General features: G+C 50.2%; 6 protein-coding genes. 4 read left to right on the plus strand and 2 right to left on the minus strand.

Going from position 1 to position 8,334, the window contains the following annotated elements:
* Positions 1-104: 104 nt before the first annotated feature.
* Genes CIK96_RS00880 through ispF form a run of 4 tightly spaced genes read left to right on the plus strand, consistent with a single transcriptional unit; the run spans position 105 to position 5,958 of the window.
* On the plus strand, positions 105-722 hold the full coding sequence (locus CIK96_RS00880; protein ID WP_094439084.1) for a fumarylacetoacetate hydrolase family protein: 618 nt from the start codon (positions 105-107) through the stop codon (positions 720-722).
* The gene (porU, locus tag CIK96_RS00885) at positions 723-4,265 is read left to right on the plus strand and encodes a type IX secretion system sortase PorU (RefSeq protein ID WP_094439086.1); all 3,543 of its coding nucleotides are present in this window, start codon (positions 723-725) and stop codon (positions 4,263-4,265) included.
* Positions 4,266-4,288: 23 nt separating this feature from the next.
* Positions 4,289-5,452: a type IX secretion system outer membrane channel protein PorV gene (gene porV, locus CIK96_RS00890; protein WP_094439092.1), complete on the plus strand. Its 1,164-nt coding sequence runs from the start codon at positions 4,289-4,291 to the stop codon at positions 5,450-5,452.
* A gap of 32 nt (positions 5,453-5,484) precedes the next feature.
* On the plus strand, positions 5,485-5,958 hold the full coding sequence (gene ispF / locus CIK96_RS00895) for a 2-C-methyl-D-erythritol 2,4-cyclodiphosphate synthase (RefSeq protein WP_094389807.1): 474 nt from the start codon (positions 5,485-5,487) through the stop codon (positions 5,956-5,958).
* 48 nt (positions 5,959-6,006) lie between these two features.
* Here ispF and CIK96_RS00900 read toward each other — a convergent pair whose 3' ends face one another.
* Both CIK96_RS00900 and CIK96_RS00905 read right to left on the minus strand, forming a co-directional pair.
* On the minus strand, positions 6,007-6,795 hold the full coding sequence (locus CIK96_RS00900; protein ID WP_094435231.1) for a glycosyltransferase family 2 protein: 789 nt from the start codon (positions 6,793-6,795) through the stop codon (positions 6,007-6,009).
* A 15-nt stretch (positions 6,796-6,810) separates the two neighbouring features.
* Positions 6,811-8,085, minus strand: a complete 1,275-nt coding sequence (locus tag CIK96_RS00905; protein ID WP_094439088.1) for a glycosyltransferase family 4 protein — start codon at positions 8,083-8,085, stop codon at positions 6,811-6,813.
* Between the last annotated feature and the right edge of the window lie 249 nt (positions 8,086-8,334).

Below are 8,334 nucleotides of genomic sequence, written 5' to 3' on the forward strand. Positions count from 1 at the left end.
AAAACATCATACTTTTGATGGAAATGTCTTAGTTCTCGATATTTTTATTTAATTTTGCAACGATAAGCAATCAACATATACATTATCTATAATAAGCATACACTATGAAGATATTCGCCGTTGGCATGAACTACCTCCAGCATACCGAAGAACTGGACGGAAAGGCATATAAACCAGAAAAGCCTGTGATATTTACCAAGGCTGATTCGGCTTTGTTGAAAGACCACAAGCCTTTCTTTATTCCTGACTGGAGCTGTCAGGTGGACTATGAAACAGAATTGGTGGTGCGCATCTGCCGATTGGGAAAGAGTATTCCAGAACGCTTCGCTCACAGATACTATGATGCCGTGACCGTGGGAATCGATTTTACAGCCCGTGATCTGCAGCGCGAAGCACGCGAGAAAGGATTGCCCTGGGAACTCTGCAAGGGCTTCGACGGCTCGGCGGTTATTGGCGACTGGGTCGATGTGGAGAAGTTTCGCGACATCCAGGCACTCCATTTCCATCTCGACATCAATGGCAAGACGGTGCAGGAAGGCTGTTCAAGCGATATGATCTATCGTGTTGACGAACTCATTGCCTATATCTCACAATATTTCACACTGAAAACTGGCGACCTGCTCTATACGGGTACACCTGTTGGAGTGGGACCCGTGCATATCGACGACCATTTGGAAGGATGGATAGAAGAACGAAAAGTATTGGAATTCAACTGTAAGTAGATGAAACACGCATGGCTGAGTCTTATCGTGTTGCTCGTGTTGCTGACACCTTGTCGCGCACAACGCACCATCAACCTGACGGCTTCTGAGGTCAGGATCGACTCTGTATTGCCACGCGTAAGCTATTCCATTCCACTCTGTGGCGCATACCTCGACTCCGTATATACAGTAAGTCTCGACTATCCCGAATTCATCCCGATGGGTAATGCCGATGTGCAGCGCCTGCGGAAAATTACAGACGCATCGTTGCCGCGTATTCCACGCATATCCCAACAACTCAGCGTCGCACGTAAAAAAGGAAGCCTTGAAGTTTCTTTCGTACCGTTGGTGAAGCGCGGACGCAAGCTCCAGAAACTCGTGAGCTTTGTGCTTCGCATCGATGCCAAAGCCAAACCGGCACGCAACCGCACACAACAATCTGCCGCAGCACCTGTCAATCGCTATGCCGACCACTCGGTATTGGCAGAAGGGCGATGGGTGAAAATCAGCGTGCCTGCCTCAGGCATCTATCAGTTGACCGACAAACTGCTGCGAAATGCAGGATTTGCAGATCCATCGCGCGTTAAAGTCTATGGCTATGGTGGTGCCTTGCAGCCTGAATGGCTGACGGCAGACTATCTGCAAACCACCGACGATTTGCATGAAGTGGCAACCTGTCGCCTTTTCGATGGGCGTTGCCTGTTGATGGCAACAGGCCCTGTGACGTGGGACAGCAACCATCAGCGCATCCGTAATCCCTATGCCAATTACGGTTGTTATTTCTTGACAGAGGGCGACAACCCACTTACAATCGATACAGAAGCCTTTTTGACCAACTGGCAATCGCATGCCGACCGCACGCATACGCTCTATGAGGTTGATGACTATGCATGGTATCAAGGTGGCAGAAATCTCTATGATGCCACGCGTATCACAGCCGCCAATCCTCGCAGTATCACCCTGCAAGGTGCACAAGACCACGATACCGGATCTCTGACTGTGACGCTCTCTGCCGACCAAGCCACTGCTGTGATGGTGGGAGTCAATGGGCAGAACGTGGGACAACTGGCGGTGGTATCGCGTGGCGAATACGATGAGATGCGTACTGCCACCGCAACTTTTCCCGTGACCGAACTGCTTGCAGCCAACAATAAAGTGACGCTCACGCCCGTCAATGCTCAGGCTGTGGTGCGTCTCGATCATATCTCGCTCTATCATGCTACACCGGAGGCTACACCCAATCTCGCTTCCGCAACATTTCCTGCACCAGACATTGTGGGACTGGTCAATAATCAGAACCTCCATGCCGACGGTCCTGCCGATATGATTATCATCATTCCTGCCGACCGTAAGATGCAGGAACAAGCCCAACGGTTGGCTGATTGGCACGAAACCCACGATACCCTTCGCGTGCGCATCGTTGCGGCCGACCAACTTTACAACGAGTTCAGTAGTGGCACACCCGATGCCAATGCCTACCGCCGCTATCTTAAAATGCTCTACGACCGCGCCACAACAGAGGCTGACCAACCGCGCTTTCTGTTGCTGATGGGGGATGGAGCATGGGATAATCGCATGCTTACCACCACTTGGCGAGGGTATCAGCCTGATCAGTTCCTACTCTGTTATGAGAGCGATAACTCCTATAGCCGTACCGGCAGCTATGTCTGCGATGACTATTTTACGCTCCTTGACGATGGCGAAGGTGCTAATCTCTTGGGTAGCGACAAGAGTGATGTGGCTGTAGGCCGCCTGCCCGTGCGTACTGTGAGTCAGGCGGAGGCGGTAGTGGATAAGATTATTGCCTATGCAGACAATCGCGATGTGGGCAGTTGGCAGAATCTTATTGTCGTGATGGGCGACGACGGCAACGAAAACCAGCACATGGAAGATGCCGATGATGTGGCGAAACAAGTCGAACACCAACAGCCTTCTGTCCAAGTGAGGCGCATTCTTTGGGATGCCTATCAGCGCACATCGTCTGCCACATCTAACAGTTATCCCGATGTGACACGGCAGATACGTCAACTGATGAATACCGGAGCACTCGTCATGAACTATTCCGGTCATGGCGCTGCAACAAGCCTATCCCATGAGAAGGTGGTGGATGTTACCGATTTCGCCAATGCCGTTTCCAGTCATCTGCCCCTTTGGGTTGCTGCCACGTGTGATATTATGCCCTTCGACGGACAGACAGAGAATATCGGTGAGACCGCACTGCTTAATCCCCATGGTGGCGCCATTGCCTTTTACGGTACCACGCGCACCGTCTTCCAGTCGTATAACCGCCTGATGAACCAGACCTTCATGCGTCATTTGCTCCATATTTCCGATGGGCGCCCCATGCCTATTGGTGAGGCTGTGCGCCGAGCAAAGAACGAATTGATAACTACCGGAGGCGACCTTACCGCCAACAAACTACAGTTTCTCCTACTTGGCGATCCTGCTTTGCGCTTGTCGCTCCCCGTCAGAAAGGTGCTTATCGATAGCATCAACGGTGTGGCTTTGACAGATACCGACCGTCCGATATCACTCTCTGCCGGTACTCCAGTCAAGGTTTGTGGTCATGTGCAGCAGGGGGAGGGGGCTGATCCTGCTTTCAATGGACAGATCACCGCCACGGTATGTGATGCTGCAGAGACGGTGGTGTGCCGACGAAACGATTCGTCACAGGCACAGAAAGCCTTTGTATATACCGACCACACCCATACTTTGTTTACTGGAAGTGATAGCATCCGGCAGGGTGTGTTCTCGTTTTCCTTCACCGTGCCACGTGACATCAGCTATTCCGATGCCATAGGACTCCTGCATGTCTATGCGGTGAATACCGACCGCACACAGACTGCCAATGGACATTGCACCCGTTTTACTCTGGGCGGAACCGATGCCAATACCGATGATAACGAGGGCCCCGAAGTATATTGCTATCTCAATAGTAGCGACTTTGTGGATGGAGGGCGCGTCAATCCCACTCCTTATTTCATAGCCGAACTGGAAGATGCCAGCGGTATCAATGCCGCAGGCAATGGTTTGGGCCACAACCTGACCTTGGTGATTGACGGACAAACCACACAGACTTACAACCTCAACGATTATTTCGCTTATGATTTCGGTAGCCACACCCGTGGCACGGTAGGCTTTAGCATTCCCCAGTTGACAGCGGGCGACCACCATTTGATGTTCCGCGCTTGGGATATGCAAAACAATGTCACCACCCGCGAACTCAACTTCCGTGTGGTAGAAGGCCTTGCTCCTGGAGTGTTCGAAGTGGAAACCACACGCAATCCTGCCACTACTACTACCGGTTTCCGTATCATTCACGACCGTGTGGGTACAGCGCTCGACATCAGTATTGAGGTATTTGACATGGCAGGGCGCATGCTTTGGCAGCATCGCCAACAGGCAACACCATCAGACCGAAGTCTTACCATCGACTGGGATTTGTCTGCCAGTAACGGGCATCGTCTCTCTACCGGAGTCTATCTCTATCGGGTGCGCTTGGGTAGTACGGGAGGACAACAGGTGTCGAAAACCAAGAAACTGATAGTGTTGAGCAATAAATAACGCATGGCTACGTTATATTGATGATGAACAAAGTAAAGATTCTCCTTATAGCCATGTTGATGGCAACGGCAGCAAACGGTTGGGCGCAAGACGGCAAAAGTCAGTTCAACCCCATTGACCATGCCGTCATATCACAGACCATTGCACCTGATGCACGTGCGGCAGGTATGGGTGATGTGGGTGCTGCCACCGATCCTGATGTCAACTCACAATACTGGAACCCCGCTAAATATCCCTTCTGTATCAGTAGGGCAGGCATAGCGCTCAACTATACGCCATGGCTCCGACAGTTGGTCAACGATATCGATTTGGCATATCTGTCAGGTTACTATCGCATCGGCGACTATTCCGCTATATCTGGTTCGTTGCGCTATTTCTCCTTGGGTGAAGTTTATACCGGCAGTGGTGACGATGCCATGACGGTGAAACCCTATGAGATGTCGCTCGATGTGGCATATTCGCTCATGCTCAGCGAACGCTTTTCTATTGCTGCCGCCATACGTTGGCTCTATAGTGATCTGCGTTACGACTATAGCGAAGACGCTTCGCCAGCATCGGCAGTGGCAGCCGATTTGGCATGCTACTATAACAACTACATCAATATCGGACAGCGCGAATGTCAGTTGGGACTGGGTCTGAACATCTCCAATATCGGTAGTAAGATTACCTATTTCGGCGATGAACGATCCAACTTCCTACCTGCCAATATGCGTCTGGGCGCTTCGCTGATGGTGCCTGTCGATGAGTATAACCGCTTTACCATAGCTGCAGATGCCAATAAACTATTGGTACCGACGGTGCCCAAACAAAACGAAGGCGAGAGCAAAGAGGAGTATGAACAGCGTGTCACCGATGAATACAACAATGTGAGTGCCATTTCCGGCATCTTCAAGAGCTTCCATGATGCACCTGGCGGACTGAAAGAGGAGTTGCAAGAGATACAGTGGAGTGTCGGTGCTGAGTATGTTTACCATGATCAGTTCACACTGCGTGCAGGCTATCACCATCAGAGTGAGAACAAAGGCAACTTGAAATATTTCACTGTGGGAGGCGGTTTTCGCATGAATGTCTTTTCGCTCGATGTGGGATATGTCATTGCCACAGCCAAAAGCAATCCGCTCGACCAGACCTTGCGCTTCACACTGGCATTTGATATGGACGGTATCAAGGACCTCTTCAAACGATAAATCTACACCAAATATAATACAGACAAACAACTATGATACGAGTAGGAATGGGATATGATGTCCATCAGTTGGTCAGCGGACGCGACCTTTGGATGGGCGGCATCAAGATAGAACACACCATGGGACTGTTGGGACATAGCGATGCTGATGTGCTGATACATGCCATCTGCGATGCCATATTGGGTGCAGCCAATATGCGCGACATCGGTTTTCATTTTCCAGATACCAGCAGCGAAACTGAGGGAATGGATAGCAAGATTATCCTCCGCAAGACTATTGAACTGATTGCCACCAAAGGGTATCGGTTAGTAAACATCGATGCCACTATCTGTGCCCAGCGTCCGAAGATGAATCCGCATATTCCTGCCATGCAACAATGTATGGCAGATGTTATCGGTACCGATCCCGATAATATTTCTATCAAGGCCACCACTACCGAGCGTTTAGGATTTACTGGCCGTGAGGAGGGTATCTCTGCCTATGCCGTGGCGCTGATAGAAAAGTAATGGCGATTGTTTGGGCAATCCCTTTCAACTATCTGTAGGCAGATCTTTTTATTTCTTTATCACTGCTCTTATTACAAACCAAAGGTGGCACAGCAGTGTGGAAACAAATCCATAATGGTTGCGCATGACTGTGAAACGCTCACGGAGCGAGGCACGGTGATGTTGTGTGGTATTGCCGCCATCCATAAAGTCGGATAGAATTTGATGGCTGTTGACAATAGGTAGATGTCGCTTCTCCGCATCTTTCATCAGTCGGATACACCAATCTACATCGGCAGAGTGGCGGTACTGCAGATTGTAATGATGCTGTTGCGCCACATCCGTGCGGGCATAAAACGACTGGTGACATACCAACATGCCCCATCGGAACGATCGCCAAGAGAGTTGGTGGGGTGGGCGAAGTCTTCGTAATCGTAGGAAATGGCCTTGCTCATCCACTATTGCTGTATCTCCATAGACCACTGCAGGCAGTGGGGCAGAGGTGTTGCCGGCTGTCTGTAGGTCTATCGTCTGACAAACAGTCTGTAGGGTGTCGTCGGCATGAAACACGTCGCCAGCATTGAGAAATACCAGATAATCGCCCGTTGCCTTCGCCATTCCTTTGTTCATGGCGTCATAGATACCCTTGTCGGGTTCCGACTGGATGACTACGGGATAATTCTTGCCCTCGGCATAGCGATGCGCTATGGCGAGGGTATCGTCTTTCGATGCACCGTCTATAATAAGGTGCTCGATATGCTGATATGTCTGATGCGCCACACTGTCGAGGGTGCGTTGCAACACCGTAGCAGCGTTGTAGGTGATGGTGATGACGCTGATGGTAATGGTCTGTTGCATGAATAATAGTGGAAATTATTGTTTGGCTGTGGTCGGACGCATAGCGTTTTCATAAACCTGAATATACTGTCGTGCCACACGCTGGTGTGAATAGCAGCGTGCCACCTTGTCGAGACACGCTTTGCCAACGGCAGTCGGATCGGCTTCAGATAGTGCCCAGCGAATGCCATTGGCAAGGTCTTCACCACTGCAATAGTCTGCTACATAGCCATTCTGCTGATGGTCAATCTCTTCGGGAATACCTCCGATGCGGAATCCTACGCTGGGCAACCCACATGCCATAGCCTCCATGATAGTGTTGGGAAGATTCTCCGAGAGTGAAGGCAATACAAAGACGTCGGCAGCCTGATAGACACTGACGATGCGTTGCTCGTTGCTGATATAGCCCAGTGGGTAGGAACGGAACGGCAACTGCGCCACTACATCTTCGGCATGACCGCCGAGGATAGCCACTGCGGTATGTTCCACCATGTCGGGGTAGCGCTTTGCTAATAGTTGGCAGGCTTCCGTCAGATACTGCATACCTTTGTTGGGATTGGTAGCGCGCTGTGATACAAATAGAATGATACGGTCATCGATAGGCAATGATAGGCGTTGGCGTGCAACCGTTTTGTCTCCTGGTCGATAAATATACGTGCTGATAGGGTTGGGGATAGCGCTGACAGTCTGTCCTTTCAGCAGTGCGCTCTGTCGAGCCTCACCTGCCAACCACTGGCTACAAGCAACGAAACTGATGTGTCGTCCCTCGAGCATGTGTTGTTTGCGACGCCATATCAACGATGATAGGTCGTTGGCAGAACCGCCACCGGGCAGCAGCCGACAGTATTGACAAGCGGTTTTGAACCGTTCACATCCGAGTGTAAGATGGCAGATAGCTGTTGCAGGCCATATATCGTGCATGGTCCACACCACCGGTTTGCCACTCTCCAGGATGCGTCGGATGCCGTTGAGCGATAGCGTGCCTTGGTTGATCCAGTGGAGATGAATGATGTCAGCTTCTCGAAATTCGGGCAGTTTGGTGATGTCGCAACCAGCATTTGCCATATCCACTTCAAAGAGATGGCGGCGCTGAAAGCGTAGGCGCACCCAAATGCACAGGCGTTCCCATAGAAAATTCCAGTGTAGCCGTTTTTGATGAGGTATTTGTGCTACGCTGATATGATCACTTTCTTTAGTGCCTACCAGCATTTTTGCTTTCACACCATTGCCGTTTAGAGCCTCCAATAGACGCTTAGCTGCCACTGCTGCACCACCTGTTCGTTCGCTTGTGTTGACTATCAGAACTTTCATATCTTCTAATTTTGCTACAAAATTACAAGTTTTTCTATAATTCCATTCTATTTTTTAGAGAAAATCATCTATGGGCGTGGTAGCAGAAGGTGGTTTGCACTATCTTTGAGGCAATGCCTCTTTGAAATGCACCCCTAAAGTTAGACATAAAGCTTTTAGAGGTACATTATGAGTAGTTTTCATTCATTAAAAGAAAGATTAGAAACAGTATTAAAGGTAAAGTCTGGCGTACCCATCGTCCAGTTATGC

The sequence above is a fragment of the Prevotella sp. P4-98 genome (assembly GCF_002251405.1).
GTDB lineage: Bacteria > Bacteroidota > Bacteroidia > Bacteroidales > Bacteroidaceae > Prevotella.

Bases quoted from the DNA above. Each gene is read 5' to 3' on its own strand.
- CIK96_RS00880 (WP_094439084.1), top strand. From the start codon at position 105: ATGAAGATATTCGCCGTTGGCATGAACTACCTCCAGCATACCGAAGAA.
- porV (WP_094439092.1), top strand. From the start codon at position 4,289: ATGAACAAAGTAAAGATTCTCCTTATAGCCATGTTGATGGCAACGGCA.
- CIK96_RS00905 (WP_094439088.1), bottom strand. From the start codon at position 8,085: ATGAAAGTTCTGATAGTCAACACAAGCGAACGAACAGGTGGTGCAGCA.
- porU (WP_094439086.1), top strand. From the start codon at position 723: ATGAAACACGCATGGCTGAGTCTTATCGTGTTGCTCGTGTTGCTGACA.
- CIK96_RS00900 (WP_094435231.1), bottom strand. From the start codon at position 6,795: ATGCAACAGACCATTACCATCAGCGTCATCACCATCACCTACAACGCT.
- ispF (WP_094389807.1), top strand. From the start codon at position 5,485: ATGATACGAGTAGGAATGGGATATGATGTCCATCAGTTGGTCAGCGGA.